The sequence below is a fragment of the Desulforapulum autotrophicum HRM2 genome, assembly GCF_000020365.1.
GTDB lineage: Bacteria > Desulfobacterota > Desulfobacteria > Desulfobacterales > Desulfobacteraceae > Desulforapulum > Desulforapulum autotrophicum.
In genome coordinates this window covers 701,714-725,062 of record NC_012108.1, presented here as the reverse complement: position 1 = coordinate 725,062, position 23,349 = coordinate 701,714, and the positions used below count along the sequence as shown (strand labels likewise).

The 23,349-nt window shown below is 50.3% G+C and carries 25 protein-coding genes; 18 read left to right on the top strand and 7 right to left on the bottom strand.

The window, feature by feature from the left end; translation table 11 throughout:
* Positions 1-54: 54 nt before the first annotated feature.
* The 5 genes from HRM2_RS03140 (at position 55) to HRM2_RS27525 (ending at position 2,343) form a co-directional block, all read left to right on the top strand.
* Complete coding sequence (locus HRM2_RS03140; RefSeq protein WP_012663008.1) at positions 55-912, top strand: CoB--CoM heterodisulfide reductase iron-sulfur subunit A family protein; 858 nt, start codon at positions 55-57, stop codon at positions 910-912.
* Positions 842-1,330: a hydrogenase iron-sulfur subunit gene (locus tag HRM2_RS28255; protein WP_408605341.1), complete on the top strand. Its 489-nt coding sequence runs from the start codon at positions 842-844 to the stop codon at positions 1,328-1,330. The genes HRM2_RS03140 and HRM2_RS28255 overlap by 71 nt, the downstream gene beginning before the upstream one ends.
* A gap of 108 nt (positions 1,331-1,438) precedes the next feature.
* Entirely contained in the window at positions 1,439-1,675 is a 237-nt protein-coding gene (locus tag HRM2_RS27530; RefSeq protein ID WP_232364182.1) for a YqaA family protein, read from the top strand.
* A 64-nt stretch (positions 1,676-1,739) separates the two neighbouring features.
* Positions 1,740-2,150 carry a peroxidase family protein gene (locus HRM2_RS27315; protein ID WP_332306313.1) on the top strand — a complete coding sequence of 137 codons (411 nt, stop codon included), beginning with the start codon at positions 1,740-1,742 and terminating at the stop codon, positions 2,148-2,150.
* Positions 2,077-2,343 (top strand): peroxidase family protein, encoded by a 267-nt coding sequence (locus HRM2_RS27525; RefSeq protein ID WP_232364275.1) that lies wholly within the window; start codon positions 2,077-2,079, stop codon positions 2,341-2,343. Before HRM2_RS27315 ends, HRM2_RS27525 begins: the two co-directional genes overlap by 74 nt.
* Here HRM2_RS27525 and HRM2_RS03125 read toward each other — a convergent pair.
* The gene (locus HRM2_RS03125) at positions 2,340-4,058 is read right to left on the bottom strand and encodes an IS1634 family transposase (protein WP_012662549.1); all 1,719 of its coding nucleotides are present in this window, start codon (positions 4,056-4,058) and stop codon (positions 2,340-2,342) included. The two genes, HRM2_RS27525 and HRM2_RS03125, sit on opposite strands and share 4 nt — an antisense overlap.
* A 217-nt stretch (positions 4,059-4,275) precedes the next feature.
* Between HRM2_RS03125 and HRM2_RS03120 the strand changes: the two genes are divergently transcribed.
* Positions 4,276-5,106 (top strand): alpha/beta hydrolase, encoded by an 831-nt coding sequence (locus HRM2_RS03120; RefSeq protein ID WP_012663004.1) that lies wholly within the window; start codon positions 4,276-4,278, stop codon positions 5,104-5,106.
* Here HRM2_RS03120 and HRM2_RS03115 read toward each other — a convergent pair.
* Entirely contained in the window at positions 5,100-5,846 is a 747-nt protein-coding gene (locus HRM2_RS03115; protein ID WP_012663003.1) for a cyclase family protein, read from the bottom strand. The genes HRM2_RS03120 and HRM2_RS03115 overlap by 7 nt on opposite strands.
* A 345-nt stretch (positions 5,847-6,191) precedes the next feature.
* On the opposite strand from HRM2_RS03115, the gene HRM2_RS03110 reads away from it, so the two are divergent.
* From HRM2_RS03110 to HRM2_RS03090, 5 genes are all read left to right on the top strand, one after another.
* Entirely contained in the window at positions 6,192-6,815 is a 624-nt protein-coding gene (locus HRM2_RS03110; RefSeq protein ID WP_049770517.1) for a LysE family translocator, read from the top strand.
* A gap of 84 nt (positions 6,816-6,899) precedes the next feature.
* Positions 6,900-7,685 (top strand): EcsC family protein, encoded by a 786-nt coding sequence (locus tag HRM2_RS03105; protein ID WP_012663001.1) that lies wholly within the window; start codon positions 6,900-6,902, stop codon positions 7,683-7,685.
* A 438-nt stretch (positions 7,686-8,123) separates the two neighbouring features.
* The gene (locus HRM2_RS03100) at positions 8,124-8,456 is read left to right on the top strand and encodes a DUF6955 family protein (RefSeq protein WP_012663000.1); all 333 of its coding nucleotides are present in this window, start codon (positions 8,124-8,126) and stop codon (positions 8,454-8,456) included.
* Between the two features lie 126 nt (positions 8,457-8,582).
* Positions 8,583-9,542: a hypothetical protein gene (locus tag HRM2_RS03095; protein ID WP_012662999.1), complete on the top strand. Its 960-nt coding sequence runs from the start codon at positions 8,583-8,585 to the stop codon at positions 9,540-9,542.
* 72 nt (positions 9,543-9,614) lie between these two features.
* Entirely contained in the window at positions 9,615-10,106 is a 492-nt protein-coding gene (locus HRM2_RS03090) for a universal stress protein (protein ID WP_012662998.1), read from the top strand.
* A 144-nt stretch (positions 10,107-10,250) separates the two neighbouring features.
* Here the strand turns inward: HRM2_RS03090 and HRM2_RS03085 are convergent, their stop codons facing one another.
* The 4 genes from HRM2_RS03085 to HRM2_RS03070 form a co-directional block, all read right to left on the bottom strand.
* Positions 10,251-11,171: an ABC transporter permease gene (locus HRM2_RS03085; protein ID WP_012662997.1), complete on the bottom strand. Its 921-nt coding sequence runs from the start codon at positions 11,169-11,171 to the stop codon at positions 10,251-10,253.
* A complete protein-coding gene (locus HRM2_RS03080) occupies positions 11,172-12,248 on the bottom strand; it encodes an ABC transporter permease (protein WP_012662996.1) in 1,077 nt (358 codons plus the stop codon).
* A 48-nt stretch (positions 12,249-12,296) separates the two neighbouring features.
* On the bottom strand, positions 12,297-13,811 hold the full coding sequence (locus HRM2_RS03075; protein ID WP_012662995.1) for an ABC transporter ATP-binding protein: 1,515 nt from the start codon (positions 13,809-13,811) through the stop codon (positions 12,297-12,299).
* Positions 13,812-14,095: 284 nt separating this feature from the next.
* Positions 14,096-15,250, bottom strand: coding sequence for a BMP family ABC transporter substrate-binding protein (locus HRM2_RS03070; RefSeq protein WP_012662994.1), 1,155 nt, complete (start codon positions 15,248-15,250; stop codon positions 14,096-14,098).
* 271 nt (positions 15,251-15,521) lie between these two features.
* On the opposite strand from HRM2_RS03070, the gene HRM2_RS03065 reads away from it, so the two are divergent.
* The 7 genes from HRM2_RS03065 to HRM2_RS03035 all read left to right on the top strand — a co-directional run bounded on the left by HRM2_RS03065 (position 15,522) and on the right by HRM2_RS03035 (position 21,684).
* The gene (locus HRM2_RS03065) at positions 15,522-15,971 is read left to right on the top strand and encodes a cyclic nucleotide-binding domain-containing protein (protein ID WP_012662993.1); all 450 of its coding nucleotides are present in this window, start codon (positions 15,522-15,524) and stop codon (positions 15,969-15,971) included.
* Between the two features lie 15 nt (positions 15,972-15,986).
* The gene (locus HRM2_RS03060; protein ID WP_012662992.1) at positions 15,987-16,409 is read left to right on the top strand and encodes an OadG family protein; all 423 of its coding nucleotides are present in this window, start codon (positions 15,987-15,989) and stop codon (positions 16,407-16,409) included.
* Positions 16,410-16,449: 40 nt separating this feature from the next.
* Positions 16,450-17,577, top strand: a complete 1,128-nt coding sequence (locus HRM2_RS03055; protein WP_012662991.1) for a sodium ion-translocating decarboxylase subunit beta — start codon at positions 16,450-16,452, stop codon at positions 17,575-17,577.
* A 24-nt stretch (positions 17,578-17,601) separates the two neighbouring features.
* The gene (locus tag HRM2_RS03050; protein WP_012662990.1) at positions 17,602-18,363 is read left to right on the top strand and encodes an enoyl-CoA hydratase/isomerase family protein; all 762 of its coding nucleotides are present in this window, start codon (positions 17,602-17,604) and stop codon (positions 18,361-18,363) included.
* A 188-nt stretch (positions 18,364-18,551) separates the two neighbouring features.
* Complete coding sequence (gene speD / locus HRM2_RS28025) at positions 18,552-19,388, top strand: adenosylmethionine decarboxylase (protein WP_041273599.1); 837 nt, start codon at positions 18,552-18,554, stop codon at positions 19,386-19,388.
* Positions 19,389-19,412: 24 nt separating this feature from the next.
* The gene (gene speE / locus HRM2_RS27510) at positions 19,413-20,720 is read left to right on the top strand and encodes a spermidine synthase (protein ID WP_012662988.1); all 1,308 of its coding nucleotides are present in this window, start codon (positions 19,413-19,415) and stop codon (positions 20,718-20,720) included.
* A 16-nt stretch (positions 20,721-20,736) separates the two neighbouring features.
* Entirely contained in the window at positions 20,737-21,684 is a 948-nt protein-coding gene (locus HRM2_RS03035; protein WP_232364181.1) for a DUF2156 domain-containing protein, read from the top strand.
* Here HRM2_RS03035 and HRM2_RS03030 read toward each other — a convergent pair.
* Positions 21,681-23,078 carry a radical SAM protein gene (locus tag HRM2_RS03030; RefSeq protein ID WP_232364180.1) on the bottom strand — a complete coding sequence of 466 codons (1,398 nt, stop codon included), beginning with the start codon at positions 23,076-23,078 and terminating at the stop codon, positions 21,681-21,683. The genes HRM2_RS03035 and HRM2_RS03030 overlap by 4 nt on opposite strands.
* Between the last annotated feature and the right edge of the window lie 271 nt (positions 23,079-23,349).

Here is a 23,349-nt window from a genome sequence, read left to right as displayed (position 1 = left end):
ATGACACTACGAATTAGCTCAAATAGCTCTGTGTAAAGTGACTCATTTATCGATGTGATCCATGAGAAGGCCGGCACCATTGTTGTGGCAACGGGCCTTGAACCCTATGACCCCCGGGCCATGGACGAGTACGGCTACACCCGGTTTGAGAATGTGGTGACAAGCGTTGAGTTTGAGCGCCTTGTCAATGCCGGCGGCCCCACCCGGGGAGAGCTTGTGCGTCCCACTGACAGAACCCTGCCAAAGGAGATCGGGTTTGTCCAGTGCGTGGGGTCCCGTTCCCGGCGAAGGGGTGGGGAGCACTGCTCGAACATCTGCTGCATGAACACCATCAAGAGTACCCTCATCCTCAAGGAGCATTATCCGGATATGGATATCAAGGTGTTCTACATGGATATCCGGGCCTTTGGAAAGGGGTTTGAGGCGCTCTACAACCGAAGCCACAAGCTTGGGGTCAAGTATTTGAGGGGCCTTCCCGGTTCTGTTGAGGAGCTTAGCAACGGATCCTTGCGGGTGGCCGTTGAGAACATGGCAACGGCTCGGGTGGAATTCCACGACCTTGGCATGCTTGTCCTGGCCCTGGGCCTGAATTCGGCCAGGTGCACCCAGCAACTCCAGGAGATCCTCGGTCTCCAGCTCACCCCGGACGGATTTTACCTTGAGGCCCACCCAAAGCTTTTGCCCCTACAATGCCATCACCGTGGATGTCAAGAAAAAAACTCCGGCCATTGTCAACACGGCGGCCTGTGCCGGGTGCGGCACCTGCGGGGCCGAATGCCGGGCAGATGCTATTGTCCTGAACCATTTCACCGACGCCCAGATCAACGCCCAGACCGATGCCATGCTCGATATCCGGCCTGCAGAAAAGATTGTTGTGTTTGCCTGCAACTGGTGCTCCTATGCCGGGGCTGATTTTGCAGGGGTGTCCCGACTACAGTATCCCCCCAATGGCCGGCTGATCCGCACCATGTGCTCGGGCCGGGTGGACGAGAAATTCATCTGGCGGGCCTTTGAACATGGTGCCCCCGTGGTGCTGGTGAGTGGCTGCCACATCGGGGATTGCCACTACATTGATGCCAACCACTGGACCGTCAAACGGGTGGAGCGGATTCATAAGAAAATGGTAAAAAAGGGCATTCGCCCCGAGCGGCTCCAGCTCTCGTGGATCAGTGCGGCCGAAGGGGTGAGGTTCGCAAAGGTATGGAACAGCTTCGCCAAAACTGGTCGGCCGCTGTCTTCAAAAAGACATGGAAGCCCTGACCCAGTACGGCCTTGCAGGACTTTTTATTGCTTCATTTCTTGCGGCCACAATTTTACCCATGGGTTCTGAAGTTGTACTGGGGGTGCTCATTGCCGGCGGTCAGGATCCAATTCTTTCTCTGATCGTTGCCACCACGGGCAATGTGCTGGGCGCTGTTGTGAACTATTTCATGGGTTTTTGGGGCGGAAAATTTTCCACACCTCGGAACAAGCCTTTGAAAGGGCAACCCGCCGGTTCAAACGCTATGGCCCCGCCACCCTGCTCTTTTCCTGGGTGCCTGTAATCGGCGATCCCCTGACCGTTGTTGCAGGGGCACTCAAGATCAATTTCACACTGTTCCTTGTCCTTGTGACCACTGGAAAGGCCCTTCGTTATCTCGCCATTGCTGCCGCCCTGGTTAGCCCATTCAAATAGACATTAACTTGAAAGAATATCAATGCTACATGATAATCATTACCATTAGAAAACGCCCCAACGCCTGGCCATCGTTAAAATTCTTGCCGTAAGTAACGGCCATCCAAGTGTTGAAGATATCCATGATCGGTTTAAACCTGACTTTCCGACAATGAGTCTTGCCACGGTATACCGAAATATTGTACAGATGGGCACTGATCCCTTTGCACGCATGGCCATGGACGACGAGGAAACCGTCGCACTCATCGCTGGCGGACACACCTTTGGCAAGTGCCATGGCGCAGGGGATGTCGCCCTGATCGGTCCTGAACCCGAGGCCGCCGGCCTCGAAGAACAGGGCCTGGGCCTCGGCATCCACCTTCCGCGGCTCAGACAAGCGCGGCAGGGCAAACAGTGCACGCATCCGTCTTGCACCCCAGAAGGATTGGACAGTCAGCCAGCCCGAGCAACTTGCAACGGTACTCCAGACCCTTGAAGGAATCCAAAAGGCGTTCAACAGCGCCCAGGCAGGCAAAACAAGGGTTTCCCTGGCAGATTTGATTGTCCTGGACGGATGCGCCGGTGTCGAACAGGCATCCCAGGACGAAAAAGCGCTACCTGAAAGTTTCAGGTACTATTTGGATATTGATCTTTATGATCTTGGGTTTCGCTCATTTTTGTACGCCTAATTTTTTTTTCCGACCACGAAGGAAAGGTCATAGGTTTTTTCTGGCAAATCCAGAAGCGTTAAGATTCTTTTCTGTAAAGCCGTCAATTCTTCAACCACGACACCGGAAATTTTTTCTCCCTTTTCTTCGATCAAAAGGTGAAGGCTGTCAAATTGTGAAAGCAATCGTTCTGCAGTGGGGCGTTTTGTCTTCATTTTTGGATTTCCGGGAACAAGCCCTGCAATAGGTTCATCTGCTTTGGATAACTCCCTGCGGACGACAAATTCCATCAGGGTCAATGCCTGAAGGGCAATGGTCAACATTACCATCAAGCCTTTGATTCTTTTCTGCAGACGTAAAAATAAAGGCAGTACAGGGATATGCCCTTTTTTTAGTCGATGGAAACCCCGTTCTACAAGCCACTCATCCCTGTAGTATTGTGTGCTTTGGTTAAGCGTCATACTGTTTTCGTCAACATTGGTTGCAAAGATCCGCCAACCAGCCAACGCTTTGAATTCTTCAATCGCCTCTTCATTTCGATTTACCATTAAGTCCAAATTCAGGACTTCCACCATTTTGAAAGGGGTGTTTGGCCCTGGGCGTCCTCTACCAATATATTTTTTCTGCAAGGTTACGGAGTCGTTGATTTCAAGATGAAAATAGGCCTCAACGTTACATGCCTGCAATATCTTTTCGGCTTTGAGCTTAAAAGAATCTACGGAGTCGTTGGTCTTTGCCTTAAGTTTAGCCAATTTGCTTTCGGCTTTGTCCAAACGATCTTGAAACGATTTTTTCCGACGCTGCGCATGGCTATTACTCAGGCTAACCATCCATCTTTCCTGCCATCGATGAACTGTTCCGCTTTCGAGCTGTTTTTCCATTTGCTGATTCACGACAAATCCCTTGCCTACCACCCGTTCGTTTTGGTCTTCATCTTTTGGGAGCAACACAATCTCTTGAAAGGCTTGCCCAGGGTTCAAAACCAACTCTTTGATAAGACGGGGAATCTCACCGGTCATTGGTAATGGAAAAAGGTAATATCCTTTTTCATGATCTATTGCAGCACGGGTTTCAAGGGCGGCTGCCTTGCAATCTGCAATATACAAAAAATCAGGGTTGCCGATGGTTTTCACCATACGCTGCCAGGCTGGGAAATAGCAGGGGTCATCAGCACGGTTCCCCGGAAGAGTTTCGCTTAAAATGGGAACCCCAGACGGGTCCAATGTTGCAAGGCCTTGTTTGAATTGAAGAAGATCTGGCCGATGATCTTTGCTGTGACCAAATTCCAAGATACCGTTCTTTCTGCTCTCTGGGTCATGGTACACATTGAAAGCCGTGGTGTCATAGCGAACAATTTTTGTCGGTAACTGGTAAGCACAGATAATGCCTTGCCCCATCTGAATCTGAAACTCTGATATGTATTCGTCGTTTTCTCCAAACACCTGTGCAAGTTTCCCCAGGCGGTCGTCTGTGGCATCTTTTTCACCCACGTTCCAGCCTGTCACACGTTCTATAACTGTTTTATGTTGATTTGCCCAGGATTCCACCCCGTAAAAATGATGGGTCAAGGAATGCAACACATAGGTTACGAACAAAACCGTCAACTGACCATAGCTGAGACCGATCCAGTTACCATGAGCAATAAAAATACTGTCAATTGTTTTTTGAACGTTCATCTTTTCAAGGGTTGCGATGATAAGCGGTATCGTATCGATTCTCTCAATTTTTGGGGCCATCATAAACCTCCAGGTAATGGGTTTTATGATGACCATGACACGGCTGGCCTTAATTGTCCAGTGCAAAGAGCCTCGTTAATTCAAATACCTCTAAAAAATAAGCGAAAGGTCAGTATGATGATATTGATTAATGAATAAAGTACCGAACTCACGTATAGGATACTTTCACCCCATACGCTCCAAATCAGATCCTTCTTTTACTGAAAGGAATTCAAACATGGCCTGTCAATTAAGTGAAATAAACATCCCCTCATCCACCCCCGGGGTGGACCTGTTTGCCAAGGCAAACCCGGTGACGTCACCCCGGGCTGCCGTCCTCATCGTTCATGGCCTGGCCGAGCATCTGGGACGCTACGACCATGTGGTGGATCAACTCAACAACTTCGGCTACACCGTCTACCGTTTCGACAACCAGGGACATGGCCGCTCTGGTGGTGAACAGGGATTCATAGACGATTTTAACCAATTCATTGATGATGCAGATATCCTGGTGGAAAGAATCATACGGGAGAATCCAGGGATTCCAGTCTTCATGCTCGGCCACAGCATGGGAGGATTTATCACTGCCGCCTATGGGGTTAAATACCCGGGTAAACTGACAGGTCAGATACTTTCAGGAGCGGCTGTCACTGTGTTGCCCCTGTTTAAACCTTTCCAGGAGATCGACTTTGAAACCGAGCCCCGGAACAAGGTTCCCAATGAGCTGTCCGTCTTGATCTGTCGGGACAAGTCCGTGGTCGAGGCCTATGACAATGATCCCCTGGTGCTAAAGGAAACCTGCCAGAAACTCCTGGGCGAAGTTTTTATCAACGGAGCCACCTGGCTGACCCAGGCCCTGGCCGGCTACCAGTATCCCTGCCTGATCCTCCACGGCGGCGACGACCGGATTGTAACACCGGAGGCATCCCAATACATGTACAACACCATTTTATCAACGGACAAGACACTCACCCTGTACAAAGGATTTTTCCACGAAATTCTAAACGAACCGGGAAATGCAAAAGTAATTGAGGATATCCATCAATGGATTGACCAGCGCATTCAATAGATCCGACCAAGGCCCAAAAGGCCAAGCACCCGGGCAGGGCTGCCCGTTCCCCCGTTCAGGGGCAGTCCCCCGATCACAAGCATCGCACCCACAGCGGGCAAACCATCAAGGCCTGCCAGGCATTCAAGGACAATCTTGTCTGCCCTGAAGATGGCACCACTTGCCTTGAATGCCCCGTCATTGCCCGGGTCAATGCCGTGGGTATCTGTGCCAAGGCCTGCAATCTTTCTCTCCTCGACCAAATGGATCACCGCATCCCTGCCAAAACCCGGCCAATGCATGGTATTTTCCCGATCCAGACCAAAAAACGAGCAGGAATCATTCCAGCGTTCCTGCCAGCCGGTAAAGAGAACCACCAGGCTACCCAGGGGAATTTCCCCGTACACAGCTTCCCAGGCCGTCACATCCTCAACTGTAAGACAATAATCCCTGTCCTGGCAGGTTTTGGCGCGGATATCCATGACCACGGCCGGAACCACCAGCTCTTGCGGGGTGAACATTCCAGCATGGCGGCCGCCTGGAACAAAGGTGTTGGGGGTTGACCAGTGGGTTCCACTGTGTTCTCCCACAGCCAGACTATGGGTCAGATACCCATCCTTTTCGTAGGATGCCCGGGCAGCAAGCTTGAATTCAGAATCCCCCGGCCAGATGGGAATATTTTCATCCAGGGGATGGGTCAAATCCACGACCTTTAGACCGGCATTTCCCCCCCTGAAAATATGTTTGAGAGATGTTTTCACTAGGCCTCTTTTACCCCTGCCGAATAAATTAAGGCAAACGGGTCACTGGATCATCGAGTTGCTAAGAATCCTGGTAGGCCCGGCATGGACATTCGGGTTAAAAAAACCCTAGGGTTAATCGTATTAACAAGGTTACCGTTAACACAAATACAGGCCGGAAACAATCAAAACCCTGTGGCGGTTATTTCTGCCGGTGTTGCAATCAAAGGGTACAGATCAGAGAGTTTCTCCTTGCAAAGTCCCAGAACAAACAATATAAAACCCATGTCAGGAAGAAACGTTATTCCCCTTTTTTACGGGGGATTATTGACAAAACCCTTTTGGCCATGCAGAGAAAGAGACTCCATGATAAACGATTACATGATTTATGTAACTATAGCGATTACAATAACCGCGATACCGGGCCCTGCCGTTGTCTTGACCATAAAGAACAGTATGAGATACGGATATAAAATCGCCATTTTAAATATCCTTGGCAATTTCATGGCCATGGTAATATTAGCAACCCTGTCTGCCGTTGGTCTGGGAGCGATCATACTTGCCTCTTCATCCTTGTTTTCTGCATTAAAAGTGCTGGGTTGCATTTATCTTGTCTATTTAGGCATTAAAGTGTGGAGAACACCCCATACAGATAAAAACATCCAACCCCAAAGTAAACGAAGGCAGACAAGGGCCCTTTTATCCGTGTTTAAGGAGGGGTTCGGGGTCGGCATCTCCAACCCCAAGGCCATAGCCTTCTTTACCGCGCTTTTCCCTCAATTCATCGACCCCGCAAGGTCGTTTATTCCCCAGTTTTTAATCTTGATATTGACCATCGAAGGAATCTCCTTTCTTGTATTATCAAGCTATGCGCTCTTATCCGCTGTTGCTTCACCCTATTTATCCCAGAAAAAACCAATGACTTTTTTCAATAAATTAACCGGCGCAGCCTTTATTGCATTTGGTCTTGCCTTGATATACGAAGATTGAAACCCAGGGGGTAAACCCGTTACCCCCCCCCACCAACGGAAATGGTTTTGGGCAACCTAACGTCAGCCATGGAGGAAAAACACCGTGGACTTTCAGCAAAAAGATTTAAGGGATTTAAGACGAGCAAAGGCCCTGCTTGAAAACCCGGGCATTGCGGCAAAACTTACAAATCTGATCGGCATACCCATTGAAAAGGGATTCAAAATGCTGCCTGCCAATTGGCATGCAAAAATTGGAGAGATCGCCCAGGTGGCATTGACTAAAGCGGCCCATGCAGCTATTTTCACAATGAAAAACACTCCGGGTGAAGCCTCCTCAGATTTCTGGCATAAATTTGCAGTCGCAGCAACAGGGGGGGTTGGCGGTTTTTTCGGATTGCCGGCAATGTCCATGGAATTGCCTGTTTCAACGACAATAATGCTGCGATCCATAGCGGATATTGCCCGAAGTGAACAGGAAGACATCGCCTCAGAGGCAGCAAGACTTGCATGCATAGAAGTTTTTGCTTTAGGCGGCCCAACCTCAAACGATGACGCCTCTGAATCAGGTTATTTTGCAGTTCGAGCCGCTTTGGCCCAATCAATCACAAGGGCAACTGAATATATAGCGGAAAAAGGCGTGGTTGAAGAGGGTGCCCCAGCCCTTGTCAGGCTTATCATCCTGGTGGCCCAGCGTTTCAGCATTCAGGTTTCAGAAAAGGCCGCCGCCCAGGCGATCCCGGCAATCGGTGCTGCCGGAGGTTCCATTATCAACACCTTGTTCATTGATCATTTTCAAGATATAGCCCGTGGCCATTTTATCGTACGAAGGCTTGAAAGAAAATATGGTGCTGAAATGGTGGCGACCGCCTATAGAAATCGATGTAAATAGACATGCATACCACCTAAAAGTTCCAAGGGCCCTTTGGCCGGATATGCTGCTGTAGTCGTCTACTGCAACTTTCAGGTACTAAAGAACTTCGCGAACCGGGCCCATCAATTTCAGGTCAGGATTGGGACAAAATTTTATTTGACTTTCCATTTTTATATTACTATACCCGAATATGCAGAAAAAAATTAAGGTCCGAATACCTGCAAAAATTTTCTATTTTAAGGACTTGAATCTCAATATAATCGGCACGGCCGGAACGAGGTATGGCTCAGGCCTCAACGAATTTTGAAACACCATCATTGACAATGCTTTGGCGAGTGTTTCATATGAAGCATATAAACATAAAATCGATGGCAATTAGTATTATGAAATACTTTCAGGTATCGATTCTGTTCTCTTTATAAATAGTCACATTTAATTTTTTAAAGGAGATTCATTATGTCAGATTTTTACATTAATATGTTTTTGGATGACGAAAAACTCAAAAAATTTGAAGCTGCTGGATTGACCGACCTCGTTCAAGAAATAGATGGAAAAAAAGCAGCCCAGGTCGGCATGACCAAGAAAGACCAGAAAAAATTAATAAAAGGCTTTGAAGGCTTAACTTTTGACGCGAACAATGCTTGCGTACTTCCTGAAGAAGGTGAGAAGACCTTAATGAATATTATATTGGACATGCAATCCTTGGATGTTATGAAATTTGCAATTACAAAGCTGTACAATCCTCTGGCGGGAAGGGGTATTTCCGGAAGGGGCATGAGTGGGCGTTAACGACTTATAACCACTCAAAATTCAGCCCCCTGTGATCGCCACAATGTTCCCCATTTTTACGAAATTTTCTTTAAATTATGGGGCGGCCATGGTAGTTTAAAATAAAATCCCTTTCAGGAGGCAAGCATGTCCGAAAACGTCAAACAGATCCTGGAACGGCTTCAACCAGATGCCTACGTGGATAGATATGGTCAGGTTTATACGGACACTGGCGATTTCATGCGGATTACCGGTGGGGATATAATTGTCCTGGGCAATGAACATTACCTGGTACTGCGGGACGAAGTGGAGCGCAGCTTCGGAATTGAAGATCCGAAATTCTGGGTCAAACGATGCCGTCACCTTGAATCTGGGAAGCGTCAAATTCTCAAGCTTGTTTTCCATGAAACATTTTCTCGCCAGCTGGGGGAAATAAAGATTACGTGTTACCGAAGCCCGCGAAAGGAGGCCCGTATCCTTGATCTTGTGCGGGAAGACTTTCGATTCATGCAGGGGTTTTCGACACAGGATGCTGCAGGTAATAACGTCCGGGTGCTGGATGTCATAAGGGGCAAACGACTTGATCAATGGATACACGAACTCGATCTGGACCATGAAACATATTTTCACCAGTACCTGCCCCAGATTCTGCCCAAATTTATTGTTGCCTGTGAGGCAATAGAATCTTTGCATGCCAGGGGGGAAAAACACGGAGACATCCGGCGGGATCATCTCTGGGTGGAAAGGAGTACAGGAAATTATGTCTGGATTGATTTTGACTATACCTTCAGCTTCCAGGAAAACCCTTTTGGGCTGGATATTTTTGGTCTGGGAGGGTTACTTTTATATATAGTTGGAAAGGGATTTTACTCCCAACTGGACATTGCAAATCTATGCGCCGATGGCAAAAAAGCCCCTGAATTTAATGGGGGTGATTTTTTGCTGGTCTTTAAAAACAGACTGGCCAATCTGCAGAAAATATTTCCCTACATCCCTGAATCGTTAAACTGGGTACTTATGCATTTTTCAGGCAGTACAACGGTTTATTATGAAACAGTGGACGAATTTTTAAGGGATCTGCGTCCTTGCCTGCAGCAAATGTCCTGATACGCCAGACTTTAACATATGCTATCCGTTACGCTGGCAGCAGGGCAGCAAACATTTTCCAGGAGGATAGATATGGGTATCAACAAAATTCTCGTTGCCATTGATGGGTCTCAAAATTCACGACGCACCATTGATTATGTGGCAGCTATCATAAAGGACTGCCCGTGGTTTACGGTGAAGTTGCTGTACATTGAGCAGTCGCCTGACCGCGATTTTTTCCCCGATGACGATGCCTGGAAACAAGCGTGTGTCAAACGGCGACAGGAGATGCATGCGTTTCTATCTGAAAGTCAACAGATGCTCATACAAAAGGGCGTTGCACCAGAAAATGTGCAAACAGATTATATTGAAAGCTGCCACTCACCCCTGGGGGAGACACCCCGTTACTGCAGCCAGGGAAACAGTATTGCCCTGGATATCCTGAACATTGTAAAGCAAGAAGGGTTCAAAACCGTGGCAATCGGCCGCCGGGGCGTATCCAAGGCAGAAGAGTTCATGTTCGGCAGTGTTTCCAACAAAATTATCCATGCAGGTAGGGACTTTACCCTCTGGGTGATACAATAGGACAGGTGTATCGCCAGCAAAAGGCATCTTTCAAACATTTTTTATTGAACGACCCCGGTAAACAAAGTTAACCGCACAGGTCGGAATTTTTCAATCACTGCAGAATGCTTGAAAAAAACATGATGCTGTAATGGTAAATAGGATTTAACGCTCCCCCCTTTTGTAGGGCTCACCAAGCATCTCAGGGGCGTTGAGTTTTTTGTTGCCCGTGAGGCTCATGGCCAGAAGAATCAAAAGTGTGGCAAGGTAGGGCAGCATGGCCAGAAAATTGGGCGATATGCCAAGGGGCTGGAGCAGGTACTGGAGAACAAAGATACCGCCGAACAAAAAGGCGCCAAGGATGGCCCGGCCCGGGTTCCACAGGGAAAAGATGGTAAGGGCTATGACGATCCAGCCCCTGCCGGCCGTCATCCCCTCAATCCAGGATTTGGAGTAGGAGGTGGACAGATGGGCCCCTGCCATGGCGGAGAAACCGCCGCCGATGATAACGCACATGTATCGGACAAGGGTGACGTTCACCCCCTGGGTTTCCGTTGCCCTGGGGTTTTCCCCGGTGGATCGGACCTTGATGCCAAGGCTGGTTCTTTCAAGGAAAAACCAGGCGCCAAAGGCAAGCAGAATTGCCATATAAAAAAATGGGGTCTGGTCAAAAAAGATGGGGCCAATCACAGGGATGTCCGACAGATAGGGAATGGCAAAGTCGTTCATCTTGATCTCAAGGGGTTTGCCCACATAGGGTTTTCCCAGCATGCCCGAAAGACCAAGACCGATCATGGTCAAGGCAAGGCCCGACACCACCTGATTGGCCTGGAGAGTAACCGACGCAAAGGCGTGGATTACCGATACCAGCATACCGGCCGCAATGGCGGCCATGAGTCCCAGCCAGGGATTCCCCGTAGTATAGGTGACGATAAAGGCCACCACTGCCCCCACACTCATCACCCCCTCAACCCCAAGGTTGAGAATCCCCGAACGTTCGCAGATCACCTCACCCACCGTCCCCAGAAGCAGGGGGGTTCCAGCTACCATGGTTCTCTCAACCACTGATATAATTACATCTTGCATCTATCTATCCCATTTTACGGTAATTTTGTTCTTGAAAAAAAAGTCGCCCATGATCAGGCAGACCAAAAGAATGCCGTTGACAATCTGAACCGTTGCCGCAGGCAGTCCAAGGGAGATCTGTATGGCGTCGCCCCCCACCAGGATTCCGGCAAAGAAAAGCCCGGATACAATGGCGTAGAGAGGATTGAGCTTGGCAAGCCAGGCCACGATAATGGCGGTGAACCCATACCCCGAAGAGATGGCAGCAGGATAGGTGAGATAGTGATGAATACCGGCCACTTCACCGACTCCTGCAAGCCCTGCCATACCGCCGCTCACGGCCATAACAATCAGCGAAGTTTTAAAAAAATTGATCCCGGCATATCGCCCGGCATCTGGATTTTCTCCGATCACCCTTACCTCATAACCGAACCGGGTCTTGAAGACAGCGATCCAGAGAATAACGGCAAAAGCCAGGGCCAGAATCAGGGTGACATAGTGGATTCTTGAACCGGGAATAACCCCAAGAATGGCCGATTCAGAAAGATTATCCGTGCCGGGAAACCCGAACCTTGATTTTCCCTTCCACGGCCCCACAATGAGCAGGGTGACAAGCTCAGCGCAGATATAGTTGAGCATCAGGGTGGAGATCACCTCATTGATGGAAAACCGAATCTTCAGAATGGCTGGAATCAATCCCCACAGCGCACCACCAACAAATCCTGCTGCAAACATCAGGGGAATGATCACAAACGAAGGCAGGTGGGGCCCCCAGGCAAGACCGACCCAGGTGCTTAAAATGGCACCCATGAGAAGCTGGCCCTCGGCCCCGATGTTCCAGAACCTTGCCCGGAAAGCAAGGGTCAACCCCCCGCCGATAATGACCAGGGGAATGGCTTTGGTAACCGTCTCCTTGAACCCATACATGGAACCAAAGGAACCAAGAAAGATCTTTGAAATGGCAAAAAAAGGATTGACCCCACAGGCAACAAACACAAGGCCGATGGCACAGAGTCCTGCCACAAGGGAGACGATGTTGGTCAACAAAGACCGTAAACCGGTGGTGGTTTCCCTGTCACTGACTTTTATTCTTAACATAAAGTTTTATCCTGAACGCTCAATTGGAGCTGCCGTGGCAATTGTTGATCAAATTCTCATGGATCCGGCCATCATGAGCCCGATGTCGGCAAGCCTTGGGTCGCCGGAATCAAGAACAGCCGTGAACTCACCATCAAAAATAACGGCAATCCTGTCGCACAGCTTCATAACCTCCTCAAGATCTTCTGAAAAAAGAAGAATGGCTCCCCCCTCCCGCCGCCGGGTCAAAAGCTCTTCCCGGAGGTACTCAGTGGCGCCCACGTCAAGGCCGTAGGTTGGATGGGAGGCCACAAGCAGCGGGGGTTTTTCACTGATCTCACGACCCAGAATCAGCTTCTGGATGTTGCCACCGGAAAGATTCTTGGTCTGGACATCAATGGAGTGGGTGGAAACCCTGTAGCTTTCCACAAGGGATCGCGCATGGTCCCGGATCTGGCTGTATTCAAGGAAAATTCGTGTGGAGAATTTATCCAAATGATGCTGCTTGAGGATGGCGTTATCGTAGACAAAAAGCCCAGGGGCAATGCCGAAGCGAATCCGCTCTTCGGGAATGTGGGCAAGGCCTGCATCATAAATGCGCCTCGGGGACATATTTGTGATGTCGACCCCCTTGACCAGCACCCGGCCAGACTCAATGGTCCGGATACCGGTAATGGCCTCGGCAAGCTCCCTTTGACCGTTTCCGGCAACGCCTGCCACACCGAAAATCTCGTTGGCGTACACCTCAAAACCCAAGTTCTTAACGACAAGGGGTCCCTTGTCCCCTTTGACACAGATATCTTCAACCTTGAGGATGGTATCGCCCCTTGGCAGGGGTTCTCTTTCCACATTGAAAAAAACCTCCCTGCCGATCATCATCCGGGCAAGCGAACGTTTGTCCGTGGAGGCCGTGTCTGCACTGCCGATAACCCTGCCCTTCTGGATCACCGTAACCCGGTCACAGATCTCCATGATCTCGTCAAGCTTATGGGAGATGATGATCACCATGTGACCCTGGGCCTTCATATTCTTCAGAAACTGGAAAAGATCGTCGATTTCCTGGGGAGTGAGCACAGAGGTGGGCTCGTCCAGGATGAGAAGGTCTGCCCCGTTTAACAATGCCTTGATGATCTCCACCCGCTGCTGCTCACCGGCGGAGAGCTGCCAAATTTTCTTGGTGGGGTCAATGGCAAAATTAAACTTTTCGGCAAAGGCAACCACCTGTTCCCGGATTCTGATCTTTGGAAAAAAAAACGGGGTTTTTTCATACCCAAGGGCAATGTTTTCAAGCACCGAGTGGTTCTGAATGAGCATGAAATGCTGGTGCACCATGCCGATTCCCTGGTGGATTGAATCCAGGGGGGAGCTGAGTTTCACCACCCGTTCGTTGATCAGGATCTCACCCCCATCCGGCTGGTACAATCCGTAGAGGATGTTCATCAACGTGGTTTTTCCGGCCCCGTTTTCACCAAGGAGCCCAAGGATCTCACCTGTCTCCACGGTAAGGCTGATGCCCTGGTTAGCCGGAATGCCTTGAAATGACTTACAGATATCCCTCATTTCAAGTTTTTTGATCTTTCTCATATGACTCCTGGGACAAAGGGGCTGAACGCATGTCTCAGCCCGTGGCCCTTTTTATATGAAACTCGTGCCATTCCACCGACCGGAGGCAGGTATTACCCTCCGCTCATTCTCGCAGCCCGTCCTGGGCTGCTCCGAGGGAAACGGCAGCTCTTTCAGCATCCATGCTGACCGCTGCCGTTTGATCCGCTTCGGGTAAAACCTCCCCCCGGTCGCCTCTGCTGTCGAAGATTCAAGCTTCAAATTTCGTTGTGGCCGGGACAGACACCCTGCTCCGGCCATGCCGGTTATTTGGGAATGGCACTTTTAACGTTGTCCACAAAATACATGATGCTGAGTATGTCGTCCTTGGAAGCCCGCTCTCCTTTCTTGACCTTGAGCACTCCTGTGTTGTCCGTAATCGGCCCGTCATAGGGATCAAACACCTCCACACCCTCTTTCATCTGGGCGTACCGTTTCAGGACAAGATCGTACACAGACAATTTGCCAAGATCCTCGGTGGTCACCTGGATGGCCTTGAGTTCTTCCACAAATTTGGGGTTGATGATTTCGGTCTTGCTGCCACCAAGGATGGCGGCATCTTCACCGGCAAGCCACCAGACATCCTCGTTGGTCCAGGTATTTTTGTAGATGTCCTTGAGGATCTTCACATACATGCCGCCCCAGTTCATGAGCTGGCCAGACACAACAGAATCCTTGCCATAGGGCTGCATGGGGCTGTAGTGACTGAAGGTATAAATCTGCTGTCCCTTTTCCGTGTGGTCCTGGCCTACCTCGATCACGGCCGGTGTGTCCTCTGTAAAGGCCAGGGTGTCACACCCTTCTCCGATGAGGGATTCTGCAGCCTCCTTGGCCTTGTCAGGTCCATACCAGGCATAGGTCCAGCGCACGTCCACCTGGGCCTTGGGATTCACCGCCTTGATACCCAGGGCATAGGCGTTGATGTGACGCACAAGCTCTGGAATGGGGAAGGCACCCACATAACCGATCTTGTTGGTCTTGGTCAGGGCGCCGGCCATGAGGCCGTTGAGATAATAAATCTGGTAAAGGTCGCCGAAATAGGTGCCCACGTTGTCGGCCCGTTTAAACCCGGAACAGTGCATGAAGGTCTTGTTGGGATATTTCTTCCCGGCCTTGATTGTATCGTCCATGTACCCGAAGCTTGTGGTGAAGACCACATCACACTTTTCTTCCTGGATCAACCGGTCGATGATCCTGGCGGAATCCGACTCGGACACAGACTCGATGTAGGTGGTCTCAAGCCAGGGAAGCTCTTGTTCAGCAAACAGCCGCCCCTCGTCATGGCCATAGGTAAACCCATAATCCCCAACAGGCCCCACATAGACAAATCCTGCCTTGATCTTCTTTTCGTTGGCAACTGCAACCCCGGAAAGAAGGGCAAGAGAACAACACAACACCAGCAAACGCTTGGCTAAATGCATTTTGTACACCCCTTTCTTATTTCGATTTAATGAACTTCCTTAGATGTAATAAATTTTCTTTAATACGATATTATACCGGTTTCCGTCAACCATTAATGATCTGAAATTGTGAGAACAACGCAAGCTGCTCCCATCCAACCCCCGGCCTGTTCATGTGCAGGGGTTCCATAGAAATCGATTATTTTTTTATCGACAAATCCTGCAATGTATGATTACTTGATGAATTCGCTTTGCAAAAATCTATCAAAAAAATGAAAGAAATGGGGAAACAATGTCTCAAGAATTGGAACTTCTGAAAAAAAACACTATTTTCAGCTCCCTTGAACCGGCCGATCTTAAACATCTGGGATCACTAATGGAGCCCTTTGACGTCCAAGAGGGAGAAACCCTTGCAAACAGGGGAGAGGAAGCTGCCCGGTTTTTTATCCTGGCTTCAGGCACCCTCCTCGTTGCCATGGATGGGGGCAAAGCCCTTGTTATGGAGCATCCCGGTGATTTCATCGCCATGGAGATCCTCTCATCCAAAGGAAAATACACAAGCACTGTCAAGGCCCTGGAACAGGGTCTGGTGTTTGCCATACAACGAAATGATTTCATTGCCCTGATCCAGGAAGATTCCCCCATGGCCGACCAGATCATGTATCAGTGGAGAATCTTTCTTGAAGATACGGCGCCGTTTGTGGAGCAGGAAGAGGCAACCGGGTTTGAGTATCATTATTAGACGGAGGTTAAGATCTTGTACGGTATAGAAGCTATTGCGGCAAACAACGGATGGGCGATCTCTGTGGTGGGCATATCCATCGTCTTTACAGGCCTTGTACTCCTTGCCCTGTCCATTTCCCGGATACATAAACTCCTGGGCATCTGGGACAACCGGGGCAATATCCAGTTGTTCAAAAAAAAGCCCCCCAAGACCACGGAACCATTGCCCCCACCCTTTACTGAACGAGAAAAGGGATCGGCACGCCAGTTTCATCTTTTGATCCAGACCATGGACGATCATTTCTCCCTTCAGCAACTTCTCCATCTGGCAGAAATCAGCGGCCTTGAACGTCCCCATTCTAACCTGAGCAGACTGATTAAAACCAAAATCATCACGCCAGACCTTCACGGTCTTTATCTTTTTGACAAAGAGACGTTCAACAGGTTCATATTCTGATCCAAGCAACCAAAAGATAGGAACAAATAGAGGAAGACATATGGAGACTCTTTTTTTAGATTTTTTTCACAACACAGGTTTCTTTTTGTGTGACTACCGCAACCTGATCATGATCATAGTGGGAATGATTTTCATCTATCTTGGTATTGCAAAGGATTATGAACCTTTGCTGCTGGTTCCCATCGGGTTCGGCATGCTTATGGGAAATATTCCCGTATTCAAAGGTTTAGGACTTGGCATCTATGAAACAAACAGTGTGCTTCACTATCTCTACTTTGGTGTCACCCAGGGGGTCTACCCGCCCCTGATCTTCCTTGGCATCGGTGCCATGACCGATTTTTCCACTTTACTGGCTCGGCCGGTGCTCATGCTCCTCGGTGCCGCGGCCCAGACAGGTATCTTCATCACCTTTCTCGGGGCGCTGGCCCTGGGTTTTGAACCCAACGAGGCGGCATCCATCGGTATTATCGGCGGTGCAAACGGACCCACGGCCATCTTTCTCACGGCAAAACTTGCCCCCACACTCATCGGGCCCATTGCCGTTGCCGCCTACTCATACATGGCCCTTGTTCCCGTAATCCAGCCGCCGATCATGAGGCTTCTGACCACCAGGAAAGAGCGACTCATCCGCATGGAAGAGCCCCGGGAAGTGACCAAACGGGAACGAATTCTCTTTCCCATCATCGCCTTTCTGCTCTGCTGCTTTCTGGCCCCTGCGGCCCTGCCCCTCCTGGGGATGCTCTGCTTCGGAAACCTGTTAAAGGAAGCCGTTGTGACCGAAAGGCTTGCCGTGACGGCCAGGACAGCCATTATTGACTCGGTAACCATCCTGCTTGGTGTAACCGTGGGTGCCAGCACCCAGGGCGACGTCTTTCTCACCACCAAATCCGTGGGTATCTTTTTCCTTGGTGCCCTCTCGTTCTGCATTGCAACTGCATGCGGGCTTCTCTTTGCAAAATTCATGAACCTGTTTCTCAAGGAAAAAATAAACCCCCTTCTGGGTGCCGCAGGCGTATCCGCCGTACCCGATTCCGCCAGGGTGGTTCAAATCGTGGGTCAGAGGGAGGATCCCACAAATTTCCTGCTCATGCACGCCATGGCACCAAACATATCCGGGGTCATCGGTTCTGCCATTGCAGCAGGCGTTCTCTGGAGCTTCATGTCCTGACATAAACATACACGGAGGATTACCATGCTTGAAACTCAAATTGAGGATCAGACGCTCATTGCAACGCTGGTCAACGGCAAAACCAACGCCATCACCCGGAAGACCCTGGACCGGCTCAAGGCCGCCGTGGAACAGGTCAAAACCGACGAAACCATCAAGGGTCTTGTCCTCACGGGCAGCGGGCGGTTCTTTTCCAGCGGATTTGATCTCAACACCTTTATGGGGTTTGAGACGCTGGACCAGGCCGTTAAATTTATCACCTATGCCGACGAGGTCCTTCTGGACCTGTTTCTCTGCCCCAAACCTGTGGTATGCGCCATGAACGGCCATTCAGCCGCAGGCGGACTGATCCTGGCCATGGCTTCGGATTACAGAATCATCACTGACCATCCTAAAATCAAGGTCGGCATGTCAGAAATCAAGATCGGGGTTCCCCTTTCCCCTGCCCAGAGTGCTGTCATGCGGTTTGGACTGGACAGTGACAAGCGGTTCAGGGATGTCATGTACTTTGGCGAGATGATCGATGTAAAAACAGCCCTGGACCGGGAAATGGTTGATAAAATTGTACCGGCAGACGAACTGATTAAAACAGCCAAAGCCATTGTCTCCCTGTGGATCGACACCCCGGCACGCCCCTTCTGCCGTCTCAAGGAAGAGCTTAGAATGGAGACGGGTAGTCATATCAGAGCAAGACTTGAAGACACGGGCTGGCACCATGCCCTGGACTGCTTTTCAAAAAAAGAAGTCCGGGATACCCTGGCCTTTGTCCAGTCTACCATGGAATAACCGGCATGGCCGGAGCAGGGTATCTGCCCTGGCCAAACCCCTGCTTTGCAACGCCTGCTGAAAGATCCCCCCCTTGCCATATTCAGTATCGGACCTATAATAGATAGTATTGTCTCCTGGAAACCGATGGCCGGTCTCCAGCCGAAAAACCAGAAACAAAACTGGAAATGTGGAGAATGCCTTTTTTAATGTTAGACAACGATATAACTCCCAGACACCACACAGACAAAGAGTTGTTTGCCCTTGGTCGCCAGCTTACCATAGAATATTACGATTGTGCCCCGGGTGCACTGCTGGATCCCGTTGAAATTGAAACCGCCTTTTTAAAGGCTGCCGATGAGAGCCATGCAACGGTGATCACTTCCTCGTTTCACAAATTTGAACCCCAGGGCGTCAGCGGAGTCGTCATCATTGCTGAATCCCACTTCACCGTCCATGCCTGGCCCGAGCACAATTATGCAGCCGTGGACATCTTTACCTGCGGCGACAGCATTGACATCAAACGAGCCGTGGATTCGCTTACCCTTTCCCTTGGTTCAGCCCATGTGGTTGTCTCGTCCGACCGAAACCGGGGACTCATCCCCTATGGACCCAGAAAAAAAACCGTGGATAAAATAATTGACACACCGGGTCTCTACCCCATCTCATGGAAACAGGAGGTCGAACAAAAGGCTCCCTGGGGGGTTCTCACCTCGGTGGATCTATACGAATGCGATCCAGACCTGCTTGAAGATGAAACCCGCATCAGCCAATTTGTCCATGACATGTGCAACCTCATGGCACCGGACAGCCCAGACGGTGATTGCGGCGTCACTTTTTTTGGCAAGGAAACCGATGTTTCCGGATTCACCATGACCCTTCCCAAGTCAACGGCCCTGGTTTCAGGCATTATTTCCAGGGCGTCCAGCGCAGCCTACATCGATCTGTTCTCCTGCAACTTCTATGAGCCCCGCCAGGTTGCCGAAGCCTCCCTTGCCTGGTTCAAGGCCTCAAACTACAAGCTGCACCTTGCCCTGCGGCAATAATTTTTCTTTCTGGAGCATGACGCCATGAATACGATAATGAACGGATGGTTTTCCGAAATCTGCCCCATGTGGCGGGGTATGGCCCTTTCCGTTGAAATTGAGGAAACCCTCTACTCTGCTGCAAGCAAGTTTCAGCAAATAGACCTGTACATGACTAAAACCTATGGAAAAATGCTTGTACTGGACAACATCATCCAACTCACGGAAAGGGATGAATTTGCCTACCATGAGATGATGGCCCATGTTCCCCTGTTCGCCCATCCAAACCCGGAAAAGGTGCTCGTGATAGGGGGTGGCGACGGCGGCATACTCAGGGAAGTTGCCCGCCATGAATGTGTCCGACAGATTGATTTTTGCGAGATTGATCCCGATGTAATCGCCGTTGCCAAACGTTTTTTACCAACCACGGCAAAGGGATTTGACGACCCACGGGTGACGGTTCACATTGGAGACGGCAACGCCTTTGTCAACGCCCGAAAAAAAAGTTACGACGTCATCATTGTTGACTCCTCAGACCCCATCGGTCCTGGCAAAGCCTTGTTTGAACTGCCGTTTTACAAGGCTCTCAAGGCTGCACTCAAAGACGGCGGCGTTGTTGCAACCCAGGGGGAATCATTTTTTATTCACACTGAGTGCGTCGACAACCTCACGGACATCACCCAACAGCTCTTTCCGGTCCAGGCTTACGCATACATGCTGGTCCCCTCCTATCCGGGCGGCCATCTCGGCATCTGCCTTGCCTCCCTTGGACCAAAATTGACGGTACCCGCAAGGCCCATCCCACAGGAAATTCAGCAGATGCTTGACTACTATTCACCGGAAATCCATCAAGCATCGTTTGTTCTGCCCCACTTCATGACCAAACGTTCCAAAGAACCATTTGCACCACCCCGGACAAAACAAGCCCCTGACGGACAGGAGTCCCCAGTTGAGATAAGAATCGTCCAGAGCGCCCCCCCCCTTGAGATCATGGCCCTTTACAAGGATGCCGGATGGTGGAAACAAGCCTATGACAGCGACACCTCGTTTCTGGACACCCTAGTCCAGAGTTCAGCCTGTTTTGCCGCAGCCTTTGACCATGGCACCATGGTCGGCATGGGCCGTGCCCTTTCCGACGGGATGAGCGATGCCTATATCCAGGACATGGTGGTTCTCAAACAATATCAACGACAGGGTATCGGCCAACGCATTGTCCGTGCACTCGTGGATCGTCTGACAGAACAAGGGGTTGACTGGATTGGCCTCATCTCCACCCCGGGCAACCAGAGTTTTTACAAGGGCATGGGATTTAAACCCATGGAGAACCACACCCCCTTTGAATTCAAAGGATAACCGGACCGAATTGACCATGGCACAGAATCTTTATCAGGAACAACCACTTCCTTCTTTCAAATCCGTTGAACTCCAGGACAGGAATACCATAACCAGCTATACCCATGCATTTGGCCCAATGAGCTGTGAGTACAGCTTTGCGAACCTGTTCGCCTGGAGAAATATCTATGACATTTCCTGGACCCTTGTCCACGAACGACTTGTCATCCACGATGGGGTAGAAGGATACACCCTCATGCCCATTGGACCGTCCATGGCGCCCACCGAACTTGTCGAGCTGTCCCTGTCCCTTGTTGCAGCCGGAATGCCCGGCGACATATCACTTGTACCGGCAGAGTATGTCATGGCCCATCCCGAGTTAAACCGCGACTACACCCTTGTTGAGGACCGAGATTTTGACGACTACCTCTACACGACAATGGCCCTTGCAGAACTCAAGGGAAGAAAACTGCACAAAAAGCGCAACCTTGTATCCCAGTTCAACAGGCAATATCCCGATGCCCGGATCAAGACGTTGACACCGCCGGTGAGAGCCCTTTGCCTTGACCTTGCTGAACATCTTTACCAGGCGAATGCCACCATCACCCGCACTGTTTCAGAAGAGCACCGGGCAATGAACGAGGCGTTCAACTATTTTGATGCCCTTGGCCTTGGGGGAATCGCCATCCTTGTCCAAGGCGCTGTCAGGGCCTTTGCCGTGTTCAGCCCCCTGAATGACACCACCTACGACATTCACTTTGAAAAATCAGACCATGAGTTCAAGGGTGTGTCCCAGGCCATCAACCATGCTACCGCCGTCCATCTCAAAGAAAAATGCCGCCTGATCAACCGGGAGCAGGACATGGGCATTCCAGGGCTCAGGCGGGCAAAGCTCTCCTATGGGCCCCAGAGGCTTGTCACAACCCTTACCTTAAAGCTGAAGCAAACCGGGGAGGCCCAACAACCAACGCCTGACCCCCGTTAAACATAGGCCAAAAGCCCTGGCCTGAAATGTTCAAATTCAGCAGCTCCCGCCAGGGCATCCTGTTTGTCCATGGGGGCATCCATGGTGGTTTCACCGATAAATCGATCAAAAAACGGCCCGATCATAGCGGGGGTTAGAATAACCTCCCCAGGTTGAATCTGACGTTCAATGAACACCTTTTGCCTGGGGTTGAGTCGAATCTCCTGAAAGGGGTGTCGATAGGAGATGGCCTGCCTGAGGCTGGTGTTCACATACCGCACTGCCAGACTTAAACCGGAAAAATCCAGGTATTCCCAAAGGACTGACGAGAACAAAAGCCGGTCCCTGTTCTGGGACACCTGCCAGAGCTGCGGGTCACAACCGGCCAGGATCAACCGTTGATCCATGTTTGCGATGGCCTCGCTTGTACCCAAAAGGGCCATGGAGCGGAGATAACCTGTCCGGGTCACATCCTCATACCCCTTTTTAACCATCAAGGCGTTTCGCCTGCGGCTGCCTGCCCCCTGGAACTGGTGCCGGTAGATAAACGAACAGTAATTCACAGGAAGACTGATCCTGTGCTCAAGGGTATAGGCCATGATCTCAAGGGCGGCAAGCTCGGTTTCAAGTACGGCCACACCCGGTCCGTGGACAAAGGTGTAGTTCCTCTGGATAAATTTCTCCCGGTTGAAACCGGTGCAGCGCAGCTGGTGAAGGTTGAGAAAGTTCACCCCCATGGCGTCAAGGTCCCTGACCACCCTTTTCAGGGTTTCAACATCTTCTGGCACCGCCGGGATCTCCACGGTCACCCGGGGAATGATGCCAACGGCCATCCTTACCTTTTCAAGGTTGTAACGGACAGCGCCAATGTCAAAACGGATCTCGTCAAGTCCCTCGTCCCTCAGAATTTTCAGCTTATCTTCGGTAATGAGGATGCCGTTGGTGTACATCCAGATGTACAGGGAGTTTCCGCTGCGGTGCCGCAGGGTCTTTAAAAAACGAACCACCCGGTCAAACGAGAGGGTGGGCTCTCCGCCGCTGAAACTAACCCCCTTTATGTCAAAGGCTGACACATAATCCGCATAGGCTTCAGGCGCATTGAATTCAAGGTTGCCCGTGCCGGGAATCGACCTATGTTTCTGGGCCGACGGACAGTAAAAACAGCTGGCATTGCACAGATTATTGACAAAAAGACAGGACCATGCCCCTTCGCCACAGAGTCGGCACCCCGGGGAAAGCTCACCGGTATGGGGTTTTGTCTGGGCAAACCGCCATTGGGCACGGTCACCGGTCCTGAAGATCGAATCAAGGATTTGCTCCCGTTTTCCTTTGGCCGCAACGGCTTGATCACGGGTCAGCCAGCGCATGGCATCATAGGTGTCCCCGCATTCCCGGCGATTTTTTTCGATAAACATGGATGGATCAAATTTCATGGTGTACCTTGTGGATTAAAGATTCAGGCAAAAGCGCATATGTCAAATCATACAACCTGTAACCCTTGGGGAGGAATGGGTACAAGTTTGCTCTGCTAACAGTTCCATGAAAAAAACGCAATCAAAAATCAGGGGTCCCTGCTGCCTGCAAACACTTGTGTTGAAAATTCAGTCAATTGGGGATATGATCATGGAAAATTATCCTCCAAAAAGCAGGAACCACCTAGAGGGAAACGCTGATATGGAAACGCTG

Coding starts and splice junctions, on each gene's coding strand:
- speE (WP_012662988.1), top strand. CDS start 19,413: ATGAATACGATAATGAACGGATGGTTTTCCGAAATCTGCCCCATGTGG.
- HRM2_RS03065 (WP_012662993.1), top strand. CDS start 15,522: ATGTCTCAAGAATTGGAACTTCTGAAAAAAAACACTATTTTCAGCTCC.
- HRM2_RS03120 (WP_012663004.1), top strand. CDS start 4,276: ATGGCCTGTCAATTAAGTGAAATAAACATCCCCTCATCCACCCCCGGG.
- HRM2_RS28255 (WP_408605341.1), top strand. CDS start 842: ATGCTCGATATCCGGCCTGCAGAAAAGATTGTTGTGTTTGCCTGCAAC.
- speD (WP_041273599.1), top strand. CDS start 18,552: ATGTTAGACAACGATATAACTCCCAGACACCACACAGACAAAGAGTTG.
- HRM2_RS03035 (WP_232364181.1), top strand. CDS start 20,737: ATGGCACAGAATCTTTATCAGGAACAACCACTTCCTTCTTTCAAATCC.
- HRM2_RS03080 (WP_012662996.1), bottom strand. CDS start 12,248: ATGTTAAGAATAAAAGTCAGTGACAGGGAAACCACCACCGGTTTACGG.
- HRM2_RS03100 (WP_012663000.1), top strand. CDS start 8,124: ATGTCAGATTTTTACATTAATATGTTTTTGGATGACGAAAAACTCAAA.
- HRM2_RS03090 (WP_012662998.1), top strand. CDS start 9,615: ATGGGTATCAACAAAATTCTCGTTGCCATTGATGGGTCTCAAAATTCA.
- HRM2_RS03095 (WP_012662999.1), top strand. CDS start 8,583: ATGTCCGAAAACGTCAAACAGATCCTGGAACGGCTTCAACCAGATGCC.
- HRM2_RS03055 (WP_012662991.1), top strand. CDS start 16,450: ATGGAGACTCTTTTTTTAGATTTTTTTCACAACACAGGTTTCTTTTTG.
- HRM2_RS03085 (WP_012662997.1), bottom strand. CDS start 11,171: ATGCAAGATGTAATTATATCAGTGGTTGAGAGAACCATGGTAGCTGGA.
- HRM2_RS03030 (WP_232364180.1), bottom strand. CDS start 23,078: ATGTTTATCGAAAAAAATCGCCGGGAATGCGGGGACACCTATGATGCC.
- HRM2_RS03070 (WP_012662994.1), bottom strand. CDS start 15,250: ATGCATTTAGCCAAGCGTTTGCTGGTGTTGTGTTGTTCTCTTGCCCTT.
- HRM2_RS03110 (WP_049770517.1), top strand. CDS start 6,192: ATGATAAACGATTACATGATTTATGTAACTATAGCGATTACAATAACC.
- HRM2_RS03075 (WP_012662995.1), bottom strand. CDS start 13,811: ATGAGAAAGATCAAAAAACTTGAAATGAGGGATATCTGTAAGTCATTT.
- HRM2_RS03050 (WP_012662990.1), top strand. CDS start 17,602: ATGCTTGAAACTCAAATTGAGGATCAGACGCTCATTGCAACGCTGGTC.
- HRM2_RS03125 (WP_012662549.1), bottom strand. CDS start 4,058: ATGGCCCCAAAAATTGAGAGAATCGATACGATACCGCTTATCATCGCA.